This is a genomic window from Aquirufa echingensis, assembly GCF_042714525.1.
Classification (GTDB): domain Bacteria; phylum Bacteroidota; class Bacteroidia; order Cytophagales; family Spirosomataceae; genus Aquirufa; species Aquirufa echingensis.
This window is the reverse complement of the sequence record NZ_JBBKYA010000004.1, coordinates 219432-244494: the sequence shown is the minus strand read 5'-3', so window position 1 is coordinate 244494 and position 25063 is coordinate 219432. Positions and strand designations below refer to the sequence as shown.

Here is a 25063-nt window from a genome sequence, read left to right as displayed (position 1 = left end):
CCCCAGGTTTTAACCTGGAGACCCCTAGGCTGAAGCCCAGGGATAAAATAACTCCAAAACAAACATAGAAAATAACATATAATAACCCCAGGTTTTAACCTGAGGACCCCTAGGCTGAAGCCTAGGGCTATAAAAGCTCCAACTCACGAAAGAACTCCGCCATCGGATTAACTTCAAGCAATTGCAATTTCTGCCATAGGCGAATCGCCTTCGTCATCAAACCACTTTCGATTAAGAATCCATCGTGTCCATATAAGGAATCAATTACTTGAAAGGATGCACCCGGAATATGTTTGGCTAAAAATTCTTGTTCAACAATCGGAAATAAGGCATCCGATTTAATTCCAATCACTAACGTATTGGACTTAATTTGCTTTAAGGCAGGAATAATTCCACCTCGATTCCGACCTACATCCTGGGAATCCATCATTTTGGAAAGGATATAATAAGAATAGGCATTGAAGCGCTGAGCTAATTTTTCGCCTTGATAGCGCTGGTAAGAAACAGCGCGCAAGGTTTTTTCCAAGGAATGATCTTGGCGAGCCTGGGTAATTTGGTATGTTTCGTAATTCCGATAAGAAATTAAGGCCGTGGCACGGGCTGCTTTCATTCCATCGATTCCCGCTTTCGGATGTGACTCACCCCAGGTTTTATCGAGTTCAATCGCCATTCGTTGGGACTCATTAAAAGCCACTCCCCACGGCGAATGCACAGCATTGGTTGCCACCAAGATCAAATTCTGAATTAATTCTGGATTGACAATCCCCCATTCAACGGCTTGTTGGCCCCCCATCGATCCCCCAATGCAGGTCTTAATGCGATGAATTCCTAACTCTTGACGAAGCAATTCAAAAGCATTGACTACATCACGGATTGTTACATCAGGAAACGTATGAAAATAAGGTTCTCCAGTTTGGGGATTCGTAGACAAAGGCCCCGTAGAACCATAATGCGAACCCAAAATATTGGCACAAATAATAAAATTATTCTCTGGATTAAACAATTTACCAGGCCCTACAAGCCCTTGCCACCAGTCGGCGACATCCTGACTCCCCGTAAACGCATGGCAAATCCAAATCACATTATCGCCTGCCGCATTCATTTGGCCCCAAGTTTGGTAAGCCAAATCAATTTCAGGAAGCGACACGCCGCTTTCTAATACAAAAGTATGGGGATAGTGATATTGTCTAAATTCTGCTTGCATCATCAAAGCTTTATATTTCCCTAAACAGGCAATCGCCTGGGGTAGGAATTAGCACCGGGGTCAAATTTTGACGGGTTGCCAGAAGATCAATGAGCCTAGTCTCTCCCTTCTTCTTTATAATTCAATGCTTCACAGCGACTGAATGAGGGCACAAAGTAAATCAGGAAATCAGGATTTTCCAAAATTCTCTTGATATTTGCCACATGAAACAGCTCATTCTATTTTATGCAGGCTTCGCGGCAATACTATATGCCATTCACTTGAGTCCCTGGTCACAGCTCCTACACCCGAATGTGTCTTTCATTTTTGTATTTTTAGCATTTCAGTCCTATTTGACTTTTAGCATTGCACAAATCGGCTTGAAAGATGGAAAAGAAAAATTCATCCAATTTCAGATGATTAATCTAACCATACGCTTCATTTTAAGCCTTTCATTCATCGGTTTCTTCGCCTATTCAGGTACCCCGGAAATATTCTTATTCGTAATCAACTTTTTTGTACTCTATTTATGTAGCGCAAATTTTGAAATAATTGGCTTGCTTCGTAACTTGCGACGTTTTTAGAAAAGCCTGAAGAATTTTTTCTTTTTTTTCTGCCCAAAACACCGCTAATCAACGAATTAGCAAATCATTTGAAAACAAAATAGTAAAAGCAAGAATTACGATGCCGATTAAGACTTTTTTCAAGAAAATGTATTTTTCAAATATAATCCTCGGATTATTGTTCAGTTTTTCAAGCTTTTCGCTGCTGGCTAATGAAGAGGCTGTTGCTCACGATTCAACGCAAGCACATGCTGATACAGCTGCACACGCGGGAGCTCCTGCAGCACACGAAGCAGAATCAACCAAATTTGATCCAGGTAAATTAATCTTGCACCATATCGCGGATGAGCATGATTGGCATTTCTTCACGATTGGCCACTTTCACGCAACATTACCATTGCCTTGCATCGTTTATACAGCGTCTCAAGGGGTACAAGTATTTTCATCTTCCAACTTCAAAAACGAACACCACGAGGAAATCCCTTACAATGGATTCGTTTTAGAGCACGGCAAAATCCATGCAGAGAACGGCGAAAAAGTATATGATTTCTCTATCACGAAGAACGTTGCTTCCTTAATGTTATCTGCGGTTTTATTGTTGACGATCTTCATCGGAATCGGGAAGCGTTACAAAGAAAACCCACACCGTGCACCGAAAGGCATCCAATCGATGTTCGAGCCGATTATCATTTTCGTACGCGATGAGATTGCAAAAAACAACATTGGCGAAAAACACTACCGCCGTTTTATGCCGTATTTGTTGACTGTTTTCTTCTTTATCTGGTTCAACAACATGTTGGGCTTAGTTCCAGGAGGTGCCAACTTAACTGGTAACATCGCTGTAACTTTAGTATTAGCGATTATTGCATTCTTCGTGACGAATTTCAATGGTCGTTCGACGTATTGGACACACATCTTCGCGATGCCAGGTGTACCAAAATGGATGTTAGTTATTTTAACTCCGGTAGAGATTGTAGGTATTTTCATGAAGCCTTTCTCGTTAATGGTTCGTTTGTTCGCAAACATCACAGCGGGTCACATTATTTTATTGAGTTTAGTTTCCTTGATTTTCATTTTTGAAAACGCGGCATTGGGTCTAGCAGTAGTTCCATTCTCGCTTTTCATGAACGTAATTGAGCTGATTGTTGCGTTTATTCAAGCGTTTATCTTTACGATGTTAGTTTCTACGTACATCGGAGCGGCGGTTGAAGAGCATCATCATTAATAATTTGTATTTTTTTTAATTTATATAAACCCAAATCGTATGTCTATTTTATCGATTTTATTAGAAGTTTCTGTAGGTCTTGGTCTTGCAGGTATTGGTGCTGGTTTAGCTGCTTTAGGAGCTGGAATGGGTATCGGTCGTATCGGTGGCTCTGCAATGGAAGCTATCGCTCGTCAACCAGAAGCTTCTGGAAAAATTCAGGGTGCGATGTTGATCGTTGCTGCCTTCGTTGAGGCGGTTGCGTTATTCGCTGCTGTAATTTGTCTATTGGTAACTTTGAAATAAGATACCAATCGAATAAGCCCAAGGGTTAGCCTTGGAATCCTTATTCAAAACATTTGAAACGCAATTTGGAATGCATTAGGCGCCAAATTGCGTTTTCTAAAAAACGAAATACTGTAAATATTTATATATTATGGAGTTAATTACCCCAGACTTTGGACTTATCTTCTGGCAATTACTTGTCTTTGGAATCTTATTTTTCCTTTTAGCCAAATTTGCTTGGAAACCCATCATTCAATCGTTAGCTGAGCGTGAGCAATCCATCGACGAAGCGATCAAATTATCAGAAACAACGCGTGCTGAAATGGCCGAATTGAAAGCTGGTAATGAGCAATTAATAGCATCTGCTCGTGCAGAACGTGATGCATTGATCAAACAAGCGAAAGAAGCATCGGATGCGATGATCGCTCAAGCGAAATTAGATGCACAAACGGCTTCTAATCAAGAAATCGAAAAAGCACGCGTAGCTTTCGAACAAGAAAAAGCGAGTGCTGTAGCAGCTATCCGTAAGGAAGCAGCAACTCTTTCGTTAGACTTAGCAGAGAAAGTGCTAAAAAGCCAATTAAAAGACAAAGCAGCTCAGGAAAAATTAGTAACTGAGTGGATGGCTGACGTTAAATTATCTTAATCGAATAGACCATGTCAGAATTAATTGTAGCTCACCGTTACGCTAAATCCTTACTTGACTTTGCCATTGAAAAAAATGCAGTAGAGGCAGTAGCGAAAGACATGATCGATTTCGCAGAGACTTGCGAAGGAAGTCATGACCTTGTATTAGCGCTTAAGAGCCCAATCATCAAGCATTATACGAAATTAGCTATCCTTGCGAAGCTATTTAAGGATAAATTCAATCCCGTTACTTACGGCATCTTCGTGATTATCACGAACAAGAACCGCGAGAAAATTCTTCCTGCTGTGGCAAAAGAATTCATCTCGATGTACACAGATTACAAAGGAATCCAAAAAGCGACTGTGACAACGGCTTCTAGCTTAACAGCAGATCAAAAAGCAACGGTGTCCAAAATCGTGAAAGATTACACAGGTAAAGAAGTAGAATTGATCGAAAAGATTGATGAAAGCCTAATTGGCGGATTCATCTTGAAAGTAGGCGACCAACAAATCGATGACTCGATTAAGCGGAAGCTGAACGATCTGAAAGTTTCTTTAGCATCTTAATCAAAAGGCCTTGGAAACAAGGCCTTTTTTTATCTCCCCTCCATGAAAAAATTCTCCTTATTTACAGGTTCACTTATTGCAGGAATTTCTGTTGCCTTAGGCGCATTTGGCGCACATGCATGGAAAGATTATTTGCGCGATATTAACCGTTTGGAGACATTTGAAACGGCAGCGCGCTACCAAATGTATGGAGGGATTATCTTATTGATTCTTGGGGTTTGGCAAATGCAAATTTCCAATAAATACCTAAAGGCAGCAGGTTATATCATTTTCGCTGGCGCCATCATTTTTCCAGGATCATTATACCTGATTTGCATCACACAAAATGTACTTTGGGGAGCCGTTGCACCTATCGGCGGTTTGGCCTATATGACTGGCCTTGGTTTGATGGCATACGCCACCCTGAAACAATAATTAGTGTCGCATCACGAGCTCTAAGCTGTTCCAAACGATTTCGCCCATGGTTTTGCAAGCCAAAAAACGATCGTCGTTATAATGCTTCGCTAACTCCGTTTTGAGCTGCACGATGTTTTCTTCCGGTGCAATGTCATCTTTGGACATAACCGTCATCAAATCAGAAACTCGCTGGCTCTCACTCTTCAATCGGCTCGCTATCATCGAGCGCTCCTCGATTTGATATTGCCAAACCGATTCCGGCGTCATGTATTTCATCCCCAACTCAATCAGGGAATTGTTTTGCTTGAAATATTGGGGCATGTAAACCGACTTCTTTCCTTCGTAACATTGTTGGTCAAAGTCTATCGGGCGAATCCGATAATAGATTTCCTCAAAATCCGGATTGGTTATAATCACAAAATTGGCACTGTGCATATCGCCTAATAATTGAACTAAGCAACGTTCATTGAATTTCACGAACTCTTTGGCCAAACGAATAGGCGACTCCAAATCTTTCTCTAAATCCTGCTTCAAGAACGCATCGCCTGGAATTCCAGCAATATGTTCCTCGACCAGTGTATTGTCGTAAGTGACATAATTGATCCGATTAGGGGATAAAATATGCTCCAATTCCAGCCCATACACCCGGGAGGCATCCGCAATTTTGATGTAGAAATAATCAAAATTATCATTCACCCGATTCACAATTCGAATACGGAATGGATGTGTATTTCCATAGGTGCAATAATCCACCCGATCAATCACCAAGTGCTTGATTACCTCTTCATTTCCATCCGTTTTTAAATCGGCATATATCTGTTTCAGCGACTCATAAACCTCCTCCTGATCCGAAGGTGAATAAAATACCGTCTCCCAAAGCGTATCTAGACCATTCTTGTCATACAAGACGATCGCATTCTCATAGCGCAATAAATCCTGGTAGGAAATATTCATCGCATGCTCCCGATTGTATTTATGCAAATATCGACGCAGCTGATTATTAATCCGGAAAGGGGCTTTTTTCTTTGAGATGAGCGCCATTATTCGGTATAGTCTAAGGATTTACCAAAGGTTTCTTTCAATTGGGAAACCGCAAAAATGGCCAAAGCAAAACACAAAATTCCCACATAGGCCGCCGATTGAATCAAACCTACCGAAGGAATTAGGAATTTAAAGAGCAAGGAGATGGGAATCAATGCTCCCCGCACAAAGTTGGGCACCGTCGTCGTCACCGTCATGCGCACATTCGTTCCAAATTGCTCCGAAGAATAGGTTAAAAATACCGCCCAATAGCCTCCAAAGAATCCCAATAAAGTGATCATGCTATTCGCTTGAAGCTTAGAAATTTCAGCCATCCCAAATAAATAATAGGCACAAAGTAATACAGCGATGAACAAATAGGTGAGAACCGCTTTTCCCCGACTCTTCAGCCATTGGCTCAAAGCCCCGGATGCAAAGTCTCCAATGGCTAATCCGAGGTAACAGTACATAATCGCGTCACCCGCCGTTATTTTTCCTTTGAAAATTTCTGGCGCCGAGAAGACTAATATCCCAATGATATACCAAATAGGCAAACCCATAAGAATGCAGTACAAATACTTTTTAAATGTAGGGCCCGATGAAAATAATTGGAAGAAATTCCCTTTTTGAACTCCGGCATCCATGTGCGAATACATGGAAGATTCGAAGGTTCCTAAACGAAGCAGTAACAAAGCTAAGCCCATTCCTCCTCCAATAAAATAACAAGTTCTCCACCATTCCGGATCCGAACTTAAACTCGCAATAATGGGCGCAAAAACAGCACCCGCGGCACCTACCCCCGCAATAATCAAGGTCCCAATACCACGCTTGGACGGAGGCAAGGTTTCGTTTACCAACGTAATTCCTGCACCTAATTCACCCGCTAAACCAATGCCCGCAATGAAACGTAATATGGCATAGGTATTCAAATCCGTAACCCAACCATTTAAGGCATTTGCCAAAGAATACAACAAAATCGATCCAAACAACACGGATTTACGGCCTTTTTTGTCACCATAAATTCCCCATAAAATACCCCCTAAAAGCATACCACCCATTTGGACATTCATCAAGTTTAAACCTTGATTCAGCAGCTCTGGACCTTGTAAACCCAAACTCTTTAAACTCGGGTTGCGCACAACAGAAAATAAGATTAAGTCATACACGTCCACAAAATAACCGAGTGCCGCCACGGCAATTAACATTTTGGCTTTGGAAGAAATTTTTTCGTTTTCCATACTAGCGAGAAAGCATATCCGACCGGTGAGAGTCTAGTTTTAAAAAGATAAACAGTAATATCGTAAAGGACCATAAAGATGAACCTCCATAACTAAAAAAGGGCAAGGGAATTCCCATGATAGGCATCAAACCGATCGTCATTCCAATATTCACCAAAAAGTGAAAGAATAAAATTCCCACGACGCCAAATCCATAGGCTCTTGCAAAGCGGGAACGCTGCAAATCGGCCAAATACATTAGTCTCCACAGGAAGATCATAAACAAAATGATAATACCAGCAACCCCGATAAATCCAAACTCCTCTCCAATCGTGCAAAAGATAAAATCCGTACTCTGCTCAGGCACAAAATCAAATTTGGTCTGCGTACCTCCTAAATAACCTTTCCCCCAGAATCCACCAGATCCAATCGCAATTTTCGACTGCGTCACCTGATATCCTAAGCCCCGCGGATCAAAGTCAGGATCTAACAAAACCTTAATTCGGTTCCGTTGGTGTTCCTTCAACACATTATTCACGACCCATTCCACCAAAATCGCTAGCGACATAATCACAGAAATACCCAAGGCCATTTTTACATAAGTTTGGTACATGCGTTGCAAATAAATAGGCATTAGCAAGACCAAAATCCCGGCCATCACGACCAACAAAATAAAAATGGTTAGAGGTTTTAAGATGAGTGCACTGACAAATAAGAAGATTCCTCCAAGCAATAAACCCGGATATTCACCAGGCAAACCTTCGCGATAGAGTAAAATAATAAATGAAACATAAACTAGTGCTGACCCTGTTTCATTGGAACCAATGATTAACAAAATAGGAACCCCGATAATCAAGGCAGCTTTCCATTGATCGCGAAAACGCGCCAAACTCACTTGGGGGTCATTTAAGTATTTGGCTAGCAATAAGGCAGTCGCCGTTTTCGCGAATTCAGCCGGCTGAATAGTTGCGGTCCCTATTTTAAACCACGAATGTGAACCATTAATTGTCACCCCTAGAAAGGGCACAAGAATCAGCAACAGCAAGAAAAAACCATAAATGACAGGAGCGAATGATTCGAAAAAACGGAAATCAAGCGCAAAAATAAACATGATCAAGACCATACTCGCCCCAATCCAAATAAGCTGTTTCCCGGCATTTGAGGTATAAAAAGCCGCATCAAATATCCCTAAGGGAGCCTCCGGATTATATACCGCAGAATAGATACTCATCCATCCCATCAGGACAAAAAGCGCATACAATCCTACGCTCCACCAGTCTAAGCGACTTGCCATATATCCGGATGATTGACTCATTTTCGTAAACTATCGCTTGTGACTTTTTTGACAGGACGATTATACGTCACATTTGCCAAATAACTCATGTTCATAAACTTTGTCTCAACCGACTTGCGATCTACCCGCCCTTTTAAATATTTTTCAATGATCAAAGAAGCAATCGGAGCAGCTGCAAAACCACCAAAACCCGCATTTTCTACAAACACCGCAATGGCGATTTTGGGATTATCTTTCGGGGCAAAAGCAATAAAAATTGAATGATCTTTCCCTTTTTTATTCTGCGATGTACCCGTCTTTCCGCACATCGTAATATCCGGAATACGGCCGTCCGCTCCAACCGTTCCATGCAAAACGGCATCCTGCATCCCTTGAATAACCACTGGGAAATATTTGGCATCTACTCCAACAGAAACCGGATTCTTATAAAAAGGATCTATCGTCCGCTTCTCCCCTATCCCTTTGACTAAATGCGGTGGAATGTACCAACCCCGATTCGCAATGATGGCCGCAAAATTCGCCATCTTCAAGGGACTTACCACTAACTCCCCTTCCCCAATACTCAAGGAATAAATATTCGAAAACTTCCAGGTATTCTCACCCTTATAAACCTTATTGTAATAATCCACCGAAGGTAAATTACCCTTTTTCTCATTGCTAACATCAACGCCTAATTTCCGACCAAAACCGAAATTTGCCACTAATTCCGACCAACGTTGTAAGCCTTGAGCTGATCGCTCAAAGGTATTTCCGGTTGTGCCATCATACAAAATCTTCCGAAATGCATGGTAAAAATAGGGGTTGCAGGACCACTGAATCGCATTGTGTAAATCGTTGTGTGACGTGTTGTGTGAGTGACATTTAACAGGAGCTCCCGCATGACCAAAAACAGAACCCGCTGAAAGAATTCCTAATTGTTGGCCTACAAGCGCCTGCACCAACTTAAACGTAGAACCAGGGCGGTAATAAGCAGAAGGCGGCCGATTGATCAAAGGCTTCAAAGGATCCAACGCTAATTTCTGATAATACTTAGAAAAATTCCGTCCAGCTAATAAACTAGGGTCATAAGATGGTGCAGAAACCATCGTCAAAATCTCACCTGTAGAAGGTTCAATTGCAACCACACTTCCCACCTTGTGCATCATCAGACTATCCGCATATTCTTGCAATCGTATGTCGATACTCGTGTAGAGGTTTTTCCCGGCAACCGGATTAACATCTAGTTTTCCTTTTTTGTAATCTCCTTTTTCAACCCCATTGCTATTCACCATGCGGTATTTTACCCCCCTTTGGCCACGTAAAACATCTTCATAATAGGACTCAATACCCGAAATCCCTACATAATCGCCTTGTCGGTAATAATCATCTCGCTGATCTTTCAGGGAATTTGGATTGATCTCGGCAACGTAGCCTAGCGCATTCGAAAACGCGATGGACTGATAGGTTCTAAATGCAGTTGTCGTGATGGAAAAGCCCGGATAATCCACCATGGCATCTTGAATTCGAGCAAAGTCTTCTTTGGTCAGATGTTTTAAAAACAGAGAAGGCTTCACACGAGAATAAGCACGAGCTTGTTTCGTCACCGTATCAAAATAACCTCTTGTTACGCCAAACAGCTTGCAAAATCGGTTCGTATCCTGCACCACAGCTTTTCTAGGCGTAATATACACATCATACACAGGGGTATTGTAAACAATCAGTTTTCCATGACGGTCATATACTTCTCCCCGAAAAGGAACTTGAATGATTTTCCGAATCGCATTATTATCCGCCGCCTTTTCATAGGTATCATCGAGCAACTGCAGATAAAACAGCTTCCCGATGAACACCAGCCCGATGCTCAGAAAAACAAGAAATAGAATTAATCGGCGACCTTCGAACACGCTAATGCGAGTTTAACGTAAAAAATAACAGCAATTTACGGAATATTTTGCGAATTATTTGGGGAGACTTTTGATCAATGCAAGCATCGCAAATGCAATGGATCCCAAAGAAAATCCCAGCGTAAACCAAGGTGTAAGTGTGTGGAAATAGGCATCTAAATAGCGACCTAGATAGACCCCTCCCAAAATTGTCACCAACATTTGAAATGCGGCTCCAATAAATCGCTGATATGATTGCATATTTTTAAAAATAATCCTTCGACCACACACTAAATTTATGGCTTTTTCATTTATATATATTGTAAATTTGAAAATTGTATGCGTCACATTTCATGATTCGGATTCTTGCCTTTGTTTTGGTGTTATTGGTTACCTGGAGCTGTTCCCAGCACAGTAGCAAACCTGCTGCCGTAACTTTCCATAATATCAATGCCAAATACAATGCTATTTGGCAGGCCGACCGACTTCTAATCACCTTACACAAACAGCTTGCTGAAGAACGCACGGAAAACTACGCGTCTGAATTACCCATCATTGCTCCGGTTGATTCCACCTTTGGCATCACGCACAAATTGGAAATTGGCAATTTAATCCGAAAGGCCTCTTTGGTCATCGACCGACACCAAAACTCGGCCTATGTAGACGACGCTTATTTACTCATCGCGGAAGGTCGAATGTTGCAGCGGGATTATAAAAATGCTATCGAGACACTAAAATACATCAATACACTAGAGCCCGATAAAAAAACACAAAGCAAAGCCTTGACGCTTTTGTTTCAGATATACCTGATGCAAAACGACTTTGAATCTGCCGAGAAAACAGAAAGCTTTTTGCTCGAAAACGAATTGATTGGTGGAGAATTCCAATTGATGAAGGCCTATGAACACCAACAAAAAAGTGAAATCAACGCCTGCATTTCGCTCTTAAACCAAGTCGCTGATAAGACAAAAAACCGAAGTGATAAAAGTCGACTATATTTCATTTTAGGCCAACTCAATGAGCGAATTAACCAAGGGGGCCTAGCCAAGCAAGCCTACCAAAACAGTATGCGCCAAAAGTCAAATTATGCTTTGACATTGCGTGCTAACATCGCTTACAAATCCTTAGATCAGTCTATCCCTGCGCTCGAAAAACTGTTGGCAGACCCCAAAAACGAAGATCAGAAATCGGAAATTTATGTTGCCATGGGTCGAATTTACATGGAACAAAAGGATTTAAATCAGGCTAAAAACGCCTGGGAAAAAGCGACGCAAAACAATCCAAACAAAGGCGAATTGTATTTCCAATTAGCGAATCTTTTCGCTTATCAAATCCAAGATTATCCAAGAGCATCTGCCTATTTCGACTCCGCGACGATCAGTTTAGCGAGCACCCATCCTTCCTTCACCAAGGCGCAGAAATTAAAAAAAGATTGGAATCAATATATCTTATTGGACAGCAAAATCGTGCAGGAAGATTCATTGCAAAAACTAGCCAAATTGCCCTTAAGCCAACTCGAAAATCTTTACAAGCAGGCTCAATTAAAGAAGAATCAGCGAAGCGATTCGATCCAAAAAAGTCAATCTCAACCGCAGAAAATGCTGGCAACCTTCACACGGAGGCCCGCAACCCCGGAGCAACAAAGCTTTTATTTCTACAATGAACAAGCACGAATCAAAGGCGAGCAAGAGTTCAGCATGAAATGGGGGATTCGTAATTTGGAAGACTTTTGGAATCGGAAAAATAAACAAAGCGCATCCATGATGCCGAACGTAAATCAAGCGATTGAGTTAAGCGATGCCACTAAAATTCCAGACGCGCAGAAGAGTACCGACTCGTTGGGGATCTGGTTAGCGAGCCTTCCTACGACAGATGTAAAATTACTTGCATCCAATAAAATCAAGGAGCAAGCATTATTCGATTTAGGCAAATATTGCAAGACCCAAATGGAAGATAATGCCCTTGCGCGTGTGCCATTGAAACGTCTTTTGACGGAATTCCCCTATACCAGTTATGAGGCGGAAGCCCTTTATTTGAGTTACCTAAGTGCCGAAAACAAACAAGCGAAAACCTATTTTCGGACACAACTATTTGACCGCTTCCCTGATTCAATTTATAAATTAACCATTCTCAAATTAGAGACAGGAGCGCTGACAGACAGCAAAGAACAACAAGCGGAAAAGGCTTATGAAGCAGCCTACCTCCTATTCAAGTCTAATGCATTTTCTGAGGCATTACAGGCGTGCCAACAAATGCGGGTCAATTTTCCAGGTAGTAAATCGGAAGATAAAATCGTATTTTTAAGTGCCTTATGCCAGGCGGGCTTAAAAAACCCAACGGAGTATTTGAAAATATTGAAACAATTTGTTCAACTCTTCCCATTGAGTCCACTCAAAGCGGAAGCGGAAGCACGAATTAATGCCATCCCTAAAAATAATTAAGCATGTTTGAAACTGGGAAATACGAAAAAATCATTCGATTCTTATACCGATTCTTTCTAGGCTCAACCCTAGGAATCATCTTACTCATCGTTGCCGTCAATTACAATTTCTTGTGGTTGTTTGGAGGCATGCCGAGTTTGTATGAATTAGAAAATCCCAAAAGCCAGGTAGCATCGCTCATTATTTCAGAAGATGGCCAAGAAATAGGCAAGTATTTTAGGGAAAATCGAAATCCATTAGAGTTTGAGGAATTACCTGATAACATTGTTCACACGCTTATTTCAACGGAAGATGCGCGATTTACCGCACACTCGGGGATTGATATTCGTTCCATGTTTCGCGTGGTGTTTACCTTAGGAACTTCTGGCGGCGGGAGTACCATTTCACAGCAATTGGCAAAAAATTTGTTTCATACGCGTTCGATGGAATTTGGTGAAGATGATCCCGTGTATATGGGATTATTGATGAAAATTGATGGGGTGAGAACAGTTGTTGCTAAAGTAAAAGAATGGATTTTAGCCATCCGCTTAGAACGTCGCTACACGAAACAAGAAATCATGGCGATGTACTTGAACGAAGTGAGTTTTGGTAACAATGCTTACGGAATTCAAGTTGCCTGTAGAACCTATTTCCAAAAAGAACTCAAGGACGTCAGTCTAACCGAAGCAGCAACGCTGATTGGTTTACTTCAAAACCCTTCCCTGTATGATCCTCGTGTACGGCCCGAACGCACGTTGGAACGACGGAATGTAGTTTTAGGTCAATTGGCCAAATACGAATTCATCACCGAAGAAGATTTACCAAAACTTCAGGCAGAGGACTTGAATTTACATTACCGAGTTGAGAATCAAAACACTGGGGCAGCACCCTATTTCAGAGAAGCGATACGCCAACAGGTTTTGTCGGCCATTAAAGAGTTAAACCAAGATCGGCCGGAAGACCAACAATTAAATCTTTACACGAGCGGATTGCGTATTTACACGAGTATTGATTCTCGTATGCAAAAATATGCAGAGGAATCTGTGCAGGAGCACATGCGCGCGGAGCAGAAGCTATTTTATGATCATTGGCGAGGCAGAAATCCTTGGGTCAACGAGGAGATGAAGGAAATAAAAGGTTTCTTGAAAGATGCGATGAAGCGTACGCAACGTTATCGAGACTTGATGACTGCTTATAACAACGATGAGTTTAAAGTTTGGGAAGAATTAAGACGCCCGATTAAAATGACGGTATTTACTTGGGTTGGCGACAAGGATACGACTTTGAGTCCGATGGATTCGTTGAACTATTATAAACGCATTTTGAATTGCGGGATGATGGCGATGGATCCGATGAATGGTCATGTAAAAGCATGGATTGGGGGAATAAATTATAAATACTTCAAATTTGACCACATTTCGCAAAGTAAACGCCAACCCGGCTCTACCTTTAAACCCTTCGTTTATGGCGCGGCCATTGAAAATGAAATCGTGACACCTTGCGATGAATTGGTGGATGAACCTGTGACATTTGGCGAGGAAGATGGATTAAGTGGTGGAACGTGGACACCTCAAAACTCGGACGGTAAATACAGCTATCAAAACATGAAGATGCGTCGGGCGATGGGATTATCCATCAACTCCATTTCGGCGAAATTGATGAAACAATTGGGACCCGATAAGATTGCAGAATTCGCGCATAAATGCGGAATTGAAAGTCCATTACATGAAGTACCCTCTTTATGTTTGGGAGCGTCTGAAGTTTCTTTATTCGAACAAGTATCGGGCTATAGTACATTAGCTAATGGCGGGGAAAAAATTGATCCAATCTTAGTGTTACGGATTACCGACAAAGTGGGAAATGTATTGCGTGAATACTCGCCCCCAGTGAAAGCTGCAATTAAGCCTGAAACGGCCTATTTGATGACCTATATGCTTCAAGGTGCCGTACAAGAACCAGGCGGAACCGCGGAAGGCTTGAAAAGAACTTCCATCGTAGCAGGAAATGAGATTGGTGCCAAAACCGGTACTACATCGAATTATTCGGATGGCTGGTTCATGGGTGTCACACAAAAATTGGTTGCCGGTGTCTGGGTAGGCGGTGATGACCGAAGCATTCACTTCCGTAGTTTGGCTTTAGGTCAAGGTGCCAAAATGGCCATGCCAGCTTATGCTAAATTCATGGAAAAAGTTTATGCGGATCAAACACTTGCCATCGAAGGGTATCGAAAAATGCCTTTTATCAAACCAGAAAACTTTGCCTTTGACTTTAGCTGCAATGGCCGTGTTGCCGTTGATTCCACAGCGACTATAGCTCCTTAATATTTGAGATGAAATCCCTTTTATACATTTGCCTACTTAGTGTACTTTTAATCAGTTGCCAACAAACCCAAGAGGAGAAGGAAGAAGCGATTGCGAAAAAAACATGTGCTTCCTGCCATAAATTTCCAGATCCAAGCCTCTTAGATAAAAAGACATGGGAAACAGGGGTATTACCTGAAATGTCCTATCGTTTGGGTTTAGGCAATCGTTTTGAATTAATGACTCGTATATCAGATGAGCAATTTCAAAGCGCAATGCAATTGAATATTTACCCGGAAACACCCAGCATCTCACAAGAAGATTGGCAAGCCATTGTTAATTATTACACACGCAATGCGCCAGCGAAAGCCATTCCGCAGAAGAAAAAAGAACCAATTTCAGTCGAACCTTTTCATTTTGAGGTTAAAGAATACATTACCCCCAATGATGTAATTGCCGGAGTTACCTCCATTAAAATACACCCAACAAAACCGGAAGTTTGGGTGGGTATGCGAACACATCAGACTGTTATTTTAGATAAAAATCTAAAGGCGGGAAAACAAATTGCCACACGTAGTGCCAATGTGTCCACGCAGTTTGTTGGAACCCGAACATTCTTAACAGGAATAGGCAAAATGTACCCCAATGACCAAAAACTAGGTACCCTGCACGAATTACAAGACAATCAAACTCAGGTTATTTTGGATTCGCTTAAGCGTCCGGTAGATTTACAAGTCTCAGATTTAAACGAAGATGGCGTACTGGATTATGTGCTTTGTGAATATGGCTTTGAACAAGGTCAATTAATTTGGGTAGATGGAAAAAACAAAAGCATCCATCCCCTGAAAATACAGGCAGGAGCACGCAATGTCGTCATTAGGGACTTTACGGGTGAAGGAAAACCTGATATCATGGTATTAACGGCTCAGGCCCGCGAAGGAGTCTCGCTGTTTATCAACAAAGGCAAAGGCTTATTTATTGAAAAGCCCCTTTTACAATTTGATGCCGTATTTGGCAGTAGTTACATGGAGGTTGCCGACTTGAACAAGGATGGACATGCAGATATCATCGTTTCAAATGGGGATAATGCCGACTATTCTTACTCAAAGAAAGCGTTTCATGGCGTTCACATTTACTTGAATGATGGAAGAAATAATTTCAAAGAATCGTACTTCTTCCCAGCTTATGGTGCTTCCAAAACTGTCGCGCGCGACTTTGATCAAGATGGCGATCTAGACTTGGCAATGATTGCCTTTTTTGCGGAAAATGACCAAGGGAAAAATGAAGGATTTCTTTATTTCCAAAATAAGGGAAACATGACTTTCAAAGTTAGTAACCTAGGTGTTCCGGAAGGAGCGCATTACATTGTGATGGATGCCGGCGATGTAGACAAGGATGGAGATTTGGATATTCTTTTAGGAAATTATCAATTTGGCAAAAGAAAACCAGGAGATAAAATACCTCCTGGCCTTCAAATGCATTACATCAAAAATCTATTGCATTAATTTGGCTCCCGCAGGGATGAAGGCCTGCGATTGACCGCTCTGGCTCAAATACGATGAGCCAAAAGTCCAGGCAATCTTTTGCTTATGTCCTTTGAAGCTATAAGTATAATCTGCGCCTGATTTAACAGCAGCCTTCACATAAGACCCTTTTGGTTTAAAAACCTTCATGGCGCCTCTATTCTGCAAGGCTACATAGTCTAATTCATTCCCGATTTGAATACCTACCAAAGCTTTGGCATCTCCTGGAACAAATAGTCCCGATTGGTTTCGGTAAGTAAATCCATTAGGGCCTCCGAGCAATACACCTCCACTTGAAGCATCGTAGCGACCCATTGACACTTCGTTGCCATAATTATTCCCGATGTACAAGATATCTAAGTAACCGTCTGCATTCACATCTATCACTTGCATACCGTTCATCGCTGAGACTTGTGCCATCACGGGCAATTCGTGCAGTTCGAATTTACCTTGTCCCTTATTCTCGATGTACATGGAAGCATTTTCAGTCAGCGTCAGTTTATTCGCTTTCTTCTTTTCGGAATCATTCAAAAACGTTTCCTGCGTTACCTTACCAAAATCCTTGTAATAAACGAAACGAGGGCGAGTCGAATTCATTTGTTTGTGTGTATCATCTTTCCCAAACAAGGGAGCAGAAACGTAAGTACCTGACGCATTTTGGAAGTAAACAAAAGGAAATACATCATAAACACCATTGCCATCTAAATCTCCATGCAATACCTCAACCGGTTGTTTTGCGTTTGCGCGAAGCAAGGTGTTTTTACCCATATTCCCCGCTACAAAATCCATGTCTCCATCTTGGTCAAAATCGGCCGAAATAATCGAACCCCATAAACCAGTTGCCTGCTCCAAACCTGTATCGGCCAACTTCTTCAAATGCCCTTTTGTGTTTTGAAAAATTTGAATAGGCATAAACTCCCCAGCCACAACTAAATCTTGCCATCCGTCTTGATTGTAATCCGTCCAAACCGCATCGCATAGCATAGCTTCTTGTAATAGCTCAGGAGCCAATGATTTCGTCACGTCAACGAAATGGATAGACCCGGGCTTGGAGTCATTCCGCAACAAGCGCGATACCGTACCTTTCGGGTATTGAAATGGTACATTTCGACCGCTGACGAATAAATCTAAATCGCCATCATGGTCTACATCGGCCGCACGAACGGCAGAATTGCTTTCAGTAAATACAGGCAAAGCCGCAAGCTGTAAGCTAAAATTACCTTTACCATCATTCATGTAGATGACATCTTGAGAGCTATTTGAACCTATTTTCTCCTCGGTTCCTCCTCGTGCAACATAGAGGTCTAAATCTCCATCTTGGTCCATGTCAACTAACAAGCTTCCTAAGTCCTCCCCCAATTTCTTAGGCGCGTCATGCGCCCCCTCCAAAAACTTACGCGTAAAAGTTCCATTTGCTTGTTGGAGGTAGAATATTCCCGAATAAAATTTGGCTCCACCCACAAATAAATCTTCCCGACCATCGCCATTCACATCTCCCACAGACGCCCCTGGTCCCAATTGGGACATTTTGTGTGGTGTTGTACTTTGGAAATTAAAATCGATAAAATCCATTTCCTTGTGAATGTCGGTCAATTGAACATGGTCACTGATATCACTAAACAAACTCGGAGTTTGCGTAAACAAGGACTTATATGGCAAATTAGCTTTTGCAATTGAGGCCTTAATTATTTGATTATTCCCAGGATTCGTAATGACTTGCATGGAATCATTTGGCCAAATAATCCGCAACTCTTTAATTTTCTGTTTAGCGCCAAGCCCGATGTGCGCGACAGGTTCAACACTTGACAAATAACCCCGATAAGGATTATTCTCATAATAGAAATGAGTCCCATCGACAAATACCCCTTCGATTCGAGCCCCTAGTCCACCTTTATTCAAGCCTTTACCTTCAAAGCCCACACGCAAATACCGACCCTTTTCAGGCGTTTCTTCCATCGTGTTATTTTTATAGACAAAAGCTTCATCATTGATATTATTCACGACATAATCGAGGTCTCCATCATTATCCAAGTCGCCATAGGCGGCACCATTGGAGAATGAAGGAACAGTAATTCCCCAGGCAGAACTAACATCCTCGAATTTCAATCCGCCTTTATTTTTGAAGGCATAATTTTTAACCTTAATAACAGGCATTTGCTCAAGCAAAACGGCATCGGAGGCTAACTGCTGCGCATCAGCCCGATAGGACATAAAATCGCGATCCGTGACATCGCGCGGAAAACCATTGGTAATTAATAAATCGCGGTAACCATCATTATCGAAATCTGCCAAAGAAGGACACCAACTCCATTCTGTTTCGGAAACACCCGCTAAAAGACTGACTTCTTGAAATGGCAAAGCCTGACCTGCTTCGTTTTTCCCCGCATTAATTTGCAAGGTATTGCGCATGTATTGATACGTATATCCGAACAAATCAGAATTTTGGTATGCTTGATAGCTGTTGGGGGGAGCTAATTGCTTCTTGCGTTCATTATCCTTTGGCAGCATATCTAAAGCTACAATATCTTGCAAGCCGTCATTGTTGATGTCGGCTACGTCATTCCCCATGGCGCTTAAGCTGGTATGTTTGAAATAGGTTTTGGCTTGGTCGGTGAAGGTTCCATCATGGTTATTGATGTATAAAATATCATCGGATACATAGTCATTTGTCACGTAGATATCAGGCCAATTGTCTTGATTAATATCACAAATGTTGATGCCTAAACCATATCCTTCAATGGTAATACCAGCTTCTTTTGACACATTCGTATAAACGGGATGTCCTTTTTCTTCGGACCAATCGTTGCGGTATAGTCGGTCGGTATTCGGATAAGATCCATCCTTAACCTTAGCACGGTATAAAGAAGGGAATTGATCGATCACATCTGTCAGCACATACATATCTAAATCACCATCTCTATCGTAATCGAAGAAAGCCGTATGTTCGCTATGACCCGCGTCATTCACACCATACTCAGCACCCATTTCTTTGAAGGATGGAATACCATTTTTAACGCCTTGATTAACAAAGAGCATATTTTCACGATCATGAATCGACATTTTCATGGTGGCAGAAACATAGATGTCCAACAAGCCATCGCCGTTGATATCGACAACCGATACACCAGAGCACCAACGATTCTTCGTATCGATTCCAGCGGATTTTGAAATATCTTCGAACTTCATTTGACCCTTATTGAGGTATAAAGTTCCATTAGCTTGGCTACCAGAAAAGAATAAATCGAGTAAGCCGTCTTGATTAAAATCACCCATTCCAACCCCACTTCCATTGTATAGGTATTCATACTTCAAAATATTCAGGGTATCGTTTTCAGCGATTGTATTTGAAAAATGAATACCGGTATCGTCACCGGAAAGTTGTTCAAAAGTAGTTTTGTTTTTGCAGGCAGCAAAAAGGCATAAAATAATGAAGGCAGATAATAAACGCTTGTACATATTGATGTTAAACTTTGAACTACTAAAATAAAAAAAGGTGGGGACTTCTCCCCACCTTTTTAAAACTAAAATCAAACGATTAATAACCAGGGTTTTGCTTCAATACAGAAGTACCTTGAATATCAATTTGTGCTTGAGGAATTGGCAATAATGCATCAGTATCTTGGTAAGATGCACCACCAAATTTCGTTACTAACCACTTAGACTCGTATTTCAAGTATGCATTCAAAGTTTTGTTTGCATTACCCCAACGAACTAAGTCGAAGAAACGGTGACCTTCAGTTGCTAATTCTAATAAACGCTCCATACGAACGATCTTACGAGCGCTTGCTTGGTCGCCTAAAGAAGAATACGTAGAGATTACGTAGTTAGCTTCGTTAGCACCTGTTTTCGCGTTTTTAACAAATCCTGCTGGATTTGCAGCACGAGAACGAACTTGGTTGATGTAACCTAAAGCAGTAGCCAAGCTACCTGCTTCGATTTCAGCCTCAGCAGCCATCAACAATACGTCCGCGAAACGGATGATGTTGAAGTTCATCGTAGCATAACCACGAGTCCAAGAAGAACCATCAGTTAATGTATTCTCTTGACGCTTGTAGTAGATGTACTTCTTAGGTGAATACGGACCAGCGTAAGGCTGGGAACGAATCCAACCAGCACCTGGGTGCTCGATCCAGTCTAAGTATTGGATACCACGACGACCGATTGTGTGGTCAATACGTGGATCTAATGGATCTGCATCTTCAGTAAATGCTGCAGAAGATGCTACACCATAGTCATTCTTCACTGCGTTAGCAGCTAAGTTATAATCTGGAGTACCATCAGCTTGCTCGCCTAACAAAGGTAGACCATCTGCACTAACACGGTAAGCATTCGCCATCGAGAAAGATGGTTGGAAGAATCCACAGCAGTTACCAGGACCATCAGCACCTGTGTTATATGGGTAGTTCAAATCATCGAATCCATTCGCGTTGTTCACGTTACCTGTATTCATAGACGATTGAATCGCAAATACAGCCTCTTCGTTGTTGTCATTCTCCGCATTGAAGATTTCAGCAAACTTAGAAACTAAGCCGTATTTCTTACCATTCGTAGTTTTACCGTTCGCGATAACTGTAGTGAAGATTGCTTTAGCCTCACCCATTTTATTGCCTTGATACAAATAAACTTTTCCAAGGTAAGCACCTGCAGCCCATTTGTTTGCACGACCCGCTGAAGACGAAGTCTCTGGCAAGTTGTCATAAGCAAACTTCATGTCAGCTTCGATCTTTGGATATAAGTCGGAAGTCGAAACAACTTTCTCGATACCCTTACCGTAATCCATTGTCTCATCTACATAAGGAGCAGAACCGAATAAACGCTTCAACTCAAAATAGAAGTGACCACGTAAGAAACGAGCCTCAGCAATAACGCGCGTCTTATCCGAAGCAGATAATTCTTTCGAACCATTTGCTAAGTTGATCGTCGCATTCGCACGTGCAATACCTTCGTATTTTGCTTGCCAAGTAGAGTTCAAGTCACCGTCAGTAGGAGAAACCTCATAACGTTGCATTACGTTGATGTTTGAGTAATCTCCTGGGTCAGTACCCTTGTTACTCTCACCTCCACGAATAGAACCCCACACCCAGTTTGTAGGTGCAGCTAAACGAGAGAACCCTTTAGCGGCTAACTGCGCATAAGTACCAATCAAGGCACCCTCAACACCAGCCTTAGAAGATAACTGCGCTTGAGCTAATGAAGCTGTTGGCGGCACTTCTAAAAACTGATCCTTACAAGCGAATGTCAACATAAATGCTGACGCACTAACTAAACTTAATCGCTTTAAAATCTGATATTTTTTCATGTTCTTAATTTTAAAAATTGGCTTTCGCTAAATTAGAAATTCAAGTTGATCGAAGCGTTGAATGAACGCGTAACTGGGTAGTTACCTACGTCAATACCAAAGCTTGTATCAGCAGCTCCACCAACACCTGGATCTAAGCCCTTGTACTTAGTTAAAGTAAACAAGTTGTTAGCCGATAATGTCAACTTAGCACTCTTTACACCGATTTTAGAAATAACATTCTTAGGTAATTTATAGCCTAATGAGATATTTTGTAAACGGATGTAATCACCATCTTCTACGTACCAAGAGTTCTCAGCAGCTGAAGTAGAGATGTTCGATGCAGATTCCCAAATTGGAGCCTCAGCAGCGTTTCCTAAAGCTGGAGTCCAAGATTTCTTCGCACGCTCTCCTTTTCCTGATCCTTCGAATGTTCCGTAGAAGTCAGTAAACCACTTCGATTGGTTCCAAATTTTGTTACCAGCAGAAGCATATAGGTACATGTTCAAGTCAAAATCTTTGTAAGTCAAACCTACGTTCACACCACCTGTATAAGTAGGTACTGGAGAACCTAAGTAAGTACGGTCAGCAGGAGTAATCTTGCCATCTCCGTTGATATCCGCATAACGGAAACGACCAACTCCTTTACCTGATTGTTCTGGAGCAGAAGCAACCTCAGCAGCTGAGTTGAAGTATCCCATTACTTGGTAACCATAGAATGAAGATAAAGAACGACCTACTTCCATACGAATTGGCGTAATTCCACGGAATGCACCACCTACTAAGTTCGTAATACCTGGAGCAAATGCTACGATTTCATTTTTCAAGAATGAGTTGTTAAATGTCAAATCATACTTAATGTCAGAAGTCAAGTTACCACGGTTGATAATTTGCATATCAATACCTTGGTTACGCATTTTCGCTACGTTAACTGAAGGCGCAGAAGCAGCAGATCCAACAACAGCCGGAAGTGGCACGTTGAATAACAAATCCTCTGTATCTTTTCTCCAGATATCAAATACTACTTCCCACTTACCGTTTAACAAGGTCGCATCGATACCGACGTTAGATGTTACAGCAGTTTCCCATTTCGCAGCAGGGTTACCGATACGAGAACGGTAGTATCCTTCGTTTGCTCCTGATGATTGACCATCAATTGCATAGAATGAGTTACCACGGTTAGCAGCATATAAAGAGTACTGGTTAGCTGGGTCTACGTTGTTTGAGTTACCCATTGTACCCCAACCACCACGGATTTTCAAATCTGTGATTGCAGGAAGATCCTTCATAAATTCTTCCGATGTCACACGCCAAGCTGCAGAGAATGCAGGGAAAATACCATAACGATTCTCAGAACCGAAACGAGATGATCCGTCACGACGAACAACTCCAGTAAAGTAATACTTCTCATTAAAGTTGTAATCTAACTTCCCAAATACAGAGTAGAAATTTACACCTGAGAATAAGTTAGAGTTAACTACTGGCGATTGTACCGAGCTCATCGTTACGAAATCCAAGTCCATTGAGAATGGGTTGATACCTGAACCGTTGATTGAACGACCATATCCTGTATTCAATGCCTCTAAACCAGCTAACACTTTAAATCCGTGCTTTCTCCAGTTAAATTTGTAGTTAGCAGTATTTGTCATTACCCAAGCAAATGAATAAGCTTGACCTTCTGAGAATGAGTTAGATGCCTCAGGCTCTGAATCGCCAATATAACGATAGTTATAGTTCTTATAAGCAGATGCATTGTATTGACCACCAATACTTGTACGTAATGTCAAGTCTTTGATTGGCTCATAATCAACATAGATATTACCCACTGCATTCGCATTGTAGTTATTATCATTCGAGTTATTCAATACAATCTGACGAACTGGGTTACGAGGGTTGTTAAAACCTGCAGCCTTTGTAGATGCATAAGCACCAAATTCATCAAATACAGGAATAACAGTAGGCATACGGTAAGCAGATAAGATTACTGACTCATCACCAGCAACACCTAAACCATTATTACCACCTGCTTGACCACGTACCGAACGGTAAGTGAATTGCAAGTTCTCTCCAATCTTCACTTTTTTACCCAAGTTAAATTCAGAGTTAAAACGTGCAGAATAACGAGCAAAGTCATTTTGAATCAAGATACCATCTTGTTTTTGGCCTGACAATCCTAAGTAGAAACGTCCAGCTTCAGTACCACCTGAGATACCTAATGAGTGACGTTGAGTTGCTCCTAAACGAGTAATCTCATCGTACCAGTTAGTACCTGCTAAGTTTGATTTAATCAAGAAAACACCTTCTGGGTTTGCAGCTTTTGCCGCTTGAATAGCAGCCAAATCAATGTTATTCACCCCGTTCGCACCATTTGCATGCAAATAAGTAGGAATAACTGCTTGTGCAGATGAACCATATTGTGGGTGCGTGTAAGCAACCGCAGTTCCATTTGCTGCCGCATTGTTACGGTATGCCACATGTGTCCAATCTGCTTGCTCTTGTGGAGTCAACATTTTAGGAGCACCTGCCACGTTTGGATCTGTAGCACCGTACATTCCATTATAAGTAATGTTCAAAGCTTTCTTGCCACGTGAACCTTGCTTAGTCGTATATACGATTACACCATTGGCAGCACGAGCACCATAGATAGAAGCCGCAGCCGCATCTTTCAATACAGTTGTAGACTCGATATCATCTGGAGATAAGAAATCAGTAGAACCTACCGGAACCCCATCCACTACATATAATGGCTCGTTACCACCAAAGGCACCAAAACCACGTACACGAATGATTGAGTTAGTTCCTGGCTGACCGTTTGTAATCAAAGTTACCCCTGATACACGACCTTGCAACATTTGCTCAACGTTACCCGTTGGCGCAATTTGCAAATCTGCCGCTTTAACGATCGAAGCTGCCGCTGTAGACTCCTTCTTGTTTGTTACTGAGTAACCTGTTACGATTACCTCACTCAATTGGCTTACATCTTCATCCAAAGAAACTGAGATAGAAGATTGAGACCCAACTGAAACAGATTTTGTTTTGTAACCTACTGCTGAAATGTTCAAGACAGCGTTACCCGATTTTACTGTAACCGTAAATGCACCATTAGCATCAGTAGTAGCACCCGTGTTTGTTCCTTTTACAGCAACACTTACACCTGGAATACCTTCAGAGTTCGCATCCGTAACTTTACCAGTTACCTTACGATCCTGCGCAAATGACGAAAAACTCCCTAGCATCACAATCGCGAGCAATAAGAAGCTTCGAAGACTTTGGTAAAAATTGTTTTTCATAATACGTTTTAATTAGTTTTCTAAATAAGATTTA

18 protein-coding genes and 1 riboswitch are annotated in these 25063 nt (G+C 41.7%); of the genes, 9 read left to right on the top strand and 9 right to left on the bottom strand.

Annotated features, from left to right (window positions below; all coding sequences use genetic code 11):
- Positions 1-127: 127 nt before the first annotated feature.
- Positions 128-1204, bottom strand: a complete 1077-nt coding sequence (locus SKC38_RS09060) for a homoserine O-acetyltransferase family protein (protein ID WP_377977025.1) — start codon at positions 1202-1204, stop codon at positions 128-130.
- Positions 1205-1211: 7 nt separating this feature from the next.
- Positions 1212-1327: riboswitch (SAM riboswitch) on the bottom strand.
- An 80-nt stretch (positions 1328-1407) separates the two neighbouring features.
- Between SKC38_RS09060 and SKC38_RS09055 the strand changes: the two genes are divergently transcribed.
- From SKC38_RS09055 to SKC38_RS09030, 6 genes are all read left to right on the top strand, one after another.
- Positions 1408-1767, top strand: a complete 360-nt coding sequence (locus tag SKC38_RS09055) for a hypothetical protein (RefSeq protein WP_377976818.1) — start codon at positions 1408-1410, stop codon at positions 1765-1767.
- A 100-nt stretch (positions 1768-1867) separates the two neighbouring features.
- Positions 1868-2971 carry a F0F1 ATP synthase subunit A gene (gene atpB, locus SKC38_RS09050; protein WP_377976817.1) on the top strand — a complete coding sequence of 368 codons (1104 nt, stop codon included), beginning with the start codon at positions 1868-1870 and terminating at the stop codon, positions 2969-2971.
- A 39-nt stretch (positions 2972-3010) separates the two neighbouring features.
- Entirely contained in the window at positions 3011-3256 is a 246-nt protein-coding gene (gene atpE, locus SKC38_RS09045; RefSeq protein WP_130894949.1) for an ATP synthase F0 subunit C, read from the top strand.
- A 130-nt stretch (positions 3257-3386) separates the two neighbouring features.
- Positions 3387-3881 (top strand): F0F1 ATP synthase subunit B, encoded by a 495-nt coding sequence (atpF, locus tag SKC38_RS09040; RefSeq protein ID WP_377976816.1) that lies wholly within the window; start codon positions 3387-3389, stop codon positions 3879-3881.
- 11 nt (positions 3882-3892) lie between these two features.
- Positions 3893-4429 (top strand): ATP synthase F1 subunit delta, encoded by a 537-nt coding sequence (atpH, locus tag SKC38_RS09035; protein ID WP_377976815.1) that lies wholly within the window; start codon positions 3893-3895, stop codon positions 4427-4429.
- Positions 4430-4471: 42 nt separating this feature from the next.
- Positions 4472-4843, top strand: a complete 372-nt coding sequence (locus tag SKC38_RS09030) for a DUF423 domain-containing protein (RefSeq protein WP_377976814.1) — start codon at positions 4472-4474, stop codon at positions 4841-4843.
- Here the strand turns inward: SKC38_RS09030 and SKC38_RS09025 are convergent, their stop codons facing one another.
- From SKC38_RS09025 to SKC38_RS09005, 5 genes are read right to left on the bottom strand one after another with little or no spacing between them, the layout of a single operon-like run.
- Positions 4844-5866: a hypothetical protein gene (locus SKC38_RS09025; RefSeq protein WP_377976813.1), complete on the bottom strand. Its 1023-nt coding sequence runs from the start codon at positions 5864-5866 to the stop codon at positions 4844-4846. It abuts the gene before it with no gap.
- Entirely contained in the window at positions 5866-7083 is a 1218-nt protein-coding gene (locus SKC38_RS09020; protein WP_377976812.1) for an MFS transporter, read from the bottom strand. The genes SKC38_RS09025 and SKC38_RS09020 overlap by 1 nt, the downstream gene beginning before the upstream one ends.
- Position 7084: 1 nt before the next feature.
- On the bottom strand, positions 7085-8377 hold the full coding sequence (gene rodA / locus SKC38_RS09015) for a rod shape-determining protein RodA (protein ID WP_377976811.1): 1293 nt from the start codon (positions 8375-8377) through the stop codon (positions 7085-7087).
- The gene (locus tag SKC38_RS09010) at positions 8374-10239 is read right to left on the bottom strand and encodes a penicillin-binding transpeptidase domain-containing protein (RefSeq protein ID WP_377976810.1); all 1866 of its coding nucleotides are present in this window, start codon (positions 10237-10239) and stop codon (positions 8374-8376) included. The genes rodA and SKC38_RS09010 overlap by 4 nt, the downstream gene beginning before the upstream one ends.
- A 54-nt stretch (positions 10240-10293) precedes the next feature.
- Complete coding sequence (locus SKC38_RS09005) at positions 10294-10479, bottom strand: AtpZ/AtpI family protein (RefSeq protein ID WP_377976809.1); 186 nt, start codon at positions 10477-10479, stop codon at positions 10294-10296.
- Between the two features lie 92 nt (positions 10480-10571).
- On the opposite strand from SKC38_RS09005, the gene porW reads away from it, so the two are divergent.
- Genes porW through SKC38_RS08990 form a run of 3 tightly spaced genes read left to right on the top strand, consistent with a single transcriptional unit; the run spans position 10572 to position 16443 of the window.
- Entirely contained in the window at positions 10572-12659 is a 2088-nt protein-coding gene (gene porW / locus SKC38_RS09000; protein ID WP_377976808.1) for a type IX secretion system periplasmic lipoprotein PorW/SprE, read from the top strand.
- A 2-nt stretch (positions 12660-12661) separates the two neighbouring features.
- Positions 12662-14959: a penicillin-binding protein 1A gene (locus SKC38_RS08995; RefSeq protein ID WP_377976807.1), complete on the top strand. Its 2298-nt coding sequence runs from the start codon at positions 12662-12664 to the stop codon at positions 14957-14959.
- An 8-nt stretch (positions 14960-14967) separates the two neighbouring features.
- The gene (locus SKC38_RS08990) at positions 14968-16443 is read left to right on the top strand and encodes an FG-GAP repeat domain-containing protein (RefSeq protein WP_377976806.1); all 1476 of its coding nucleotides are present in this window, start codon (positions 14968-14970) and stop codon (positions 16441-16443) included.
- Here the strand turns inward: SKC38_RS08990 and SKC38_RS08985 are convergent.
- The 3 genes from SKC38_RS08985 to SKC38_RS08975 form a co-directional block, all read right to left on the bottom strand.
- A complete protein-coding gene (locus SKC38_RS08985) occupies positions 16432-19917 on the bottom strand; it encodes a VCBS repeat-containing protein (RefSeq protein WP_377976805.1) in 3486 nt (1161 codons plus the stop codon). The genes SKC38_RS08990 and SKC38_RS08985 overlap by 12 nt on opposite strands.
- Positions 19918-19996: 79 nt before the next feature.
- Entirely contained in the window at positions 19997-21760 is a 1764-nt protein-coding gene (locus tag SKC38_RS08980) for a RagB/SusD family nutrient uptake outer membrane protein (protein ID WP_377976804.1), read from the bottom strand.
- Between the two features lie 32 nt (positions 21761-21792).
- Complete coding sequence (locus SKC38_RS08975) at positions 21793-25029, bottom strand: SusC/RagA family TonB-linked outer membrane protein (protein WP_377976803.1); 3237 nt, start codon at positions 25027-25029, stop codon at positions 21793-21795.
- Between the last annotated feature and the right edge of the window lie 34 nt (positions 25030-25063).

Excerpts from the sequence above, each read along its gene's own strand:
- atpH (WP_377976815.1), top strand. The coding sequence starts at position 3,893 with ATGTCAGAATTAATTGTAGCTCACCGTTACGCTAAATCCTTACTTGAC.
- atpF (WP_377976816.1), top strand. The coding sequence starts at position 3,387 with ATGGAGTTAATTACCCCAGACTTTGGACTTATCTTCTGGCAATTACTT.
- SKC38_RS09055 (WP_377976818.1), top strand. The coding sequence starts at position 1,408 with ATGAAACAGCTCATTCTATTTTATGCAGGCTTCGCGGCAATACTATAT.
- SKC38_RS09005 (WP_377976809.1), bottom strand. The coding sequence starts at position 10,479 with ATGCAATCATATCAGCGATTTATTGGAGCCGCATTTCAAATGTTGGTG.
- SKC38_RS08975 (WP_377976803.1), bottom strand. The coding sequence starts at position 25,029 with ATGAAAAACAATTTTTACCAAAGTCTTCGAAGCTTCTTATTGCTCGCG.
- SKC38_RS08985 (WP_377976805.1), bottom strand. The coding sequence starts at position 19,917 with ATGTACAAGCGTTTATTATCTGCCTTCATTATTTTATGCCTTTTTGCT.
- SKC38_RS09030 (WP_377976814.1), top strand. The coding sequence starts at position 4,472 with ATGAAAAAATTCTCCTTATTTACAGGTTCACTTATTGCAGGAATTTCT.
- atpE (WP_130894949.1), top strand. The coding sequence starts at position 3,011 with ATGTCTATTTTATCGATTTTATTAGAAGTTTCTGTAGGTCTTGGTCTT.
- SKC38_RS09025 (WP_377976813.1), bottom strand. The coding sequence starts at position 5,866 with ATGGCGCTCATCTCAAAGAAAAAAGCCCCTTTCCGGATTAATAATCAG.
- SKC38_RS09020 (WP_377976812.1), bottom strand. The coding sequence starts at position 7,083 with ATGGAAAACGAAAAAATTTCTTCCAAAGCCAAAATGTTAATTGCCGTG.
- SKC38_RS08995 (WP_377976807.1), top strand. The coding sequence starts at position 12,662 with ATGTTTGAAACTGGGAAATACGAAAAAATCATTCGATTCTTATACCGA.
- porW (WP_377976808.1), top strand. The coding sequence starts at position 10,572 with ATGATTCGGATTCTTGCCTTTGTTTTGGTGTTATTGGTTACCTGGAGC.
- atpB (WP_377976817.1), top strand. The coding sequence starts at position 1,868 with ATGCCGATTAAGACTTTTTTCAAGAAAATGTATTTTTCAAATATAATC.
- SKC38_RS09060 (WP_377977025.1), bottom strand. The coding sequence starts at position 1,204 with ATGCAAGCAGAATTTAGACAATATCACTATCCCCATACTTTTGTATTA.
- SKC38_RS08980 (WP_377976804.1), bottom strand. The coding sequence starts at position 21,760 with ATGAAAAAATATCAGATTTTAAAGCGATTAAGTTTAGTTAGTGCGTCA.
- SKC38_RS08990 (WP_377976806.1), top strand. The coding sequence starts at position 14,968 with ATGAAATCCCTTTTATACATTTGCCTACTTAGTGTACTTTTAATCAGT.
- rodA (WP_377976811.1), bottom strand. The coding sequence starts at position 8,377 with ATGAGTCAATCATCCGGATATATGGCAAGTCGCTTAGACTGGTGGAGC.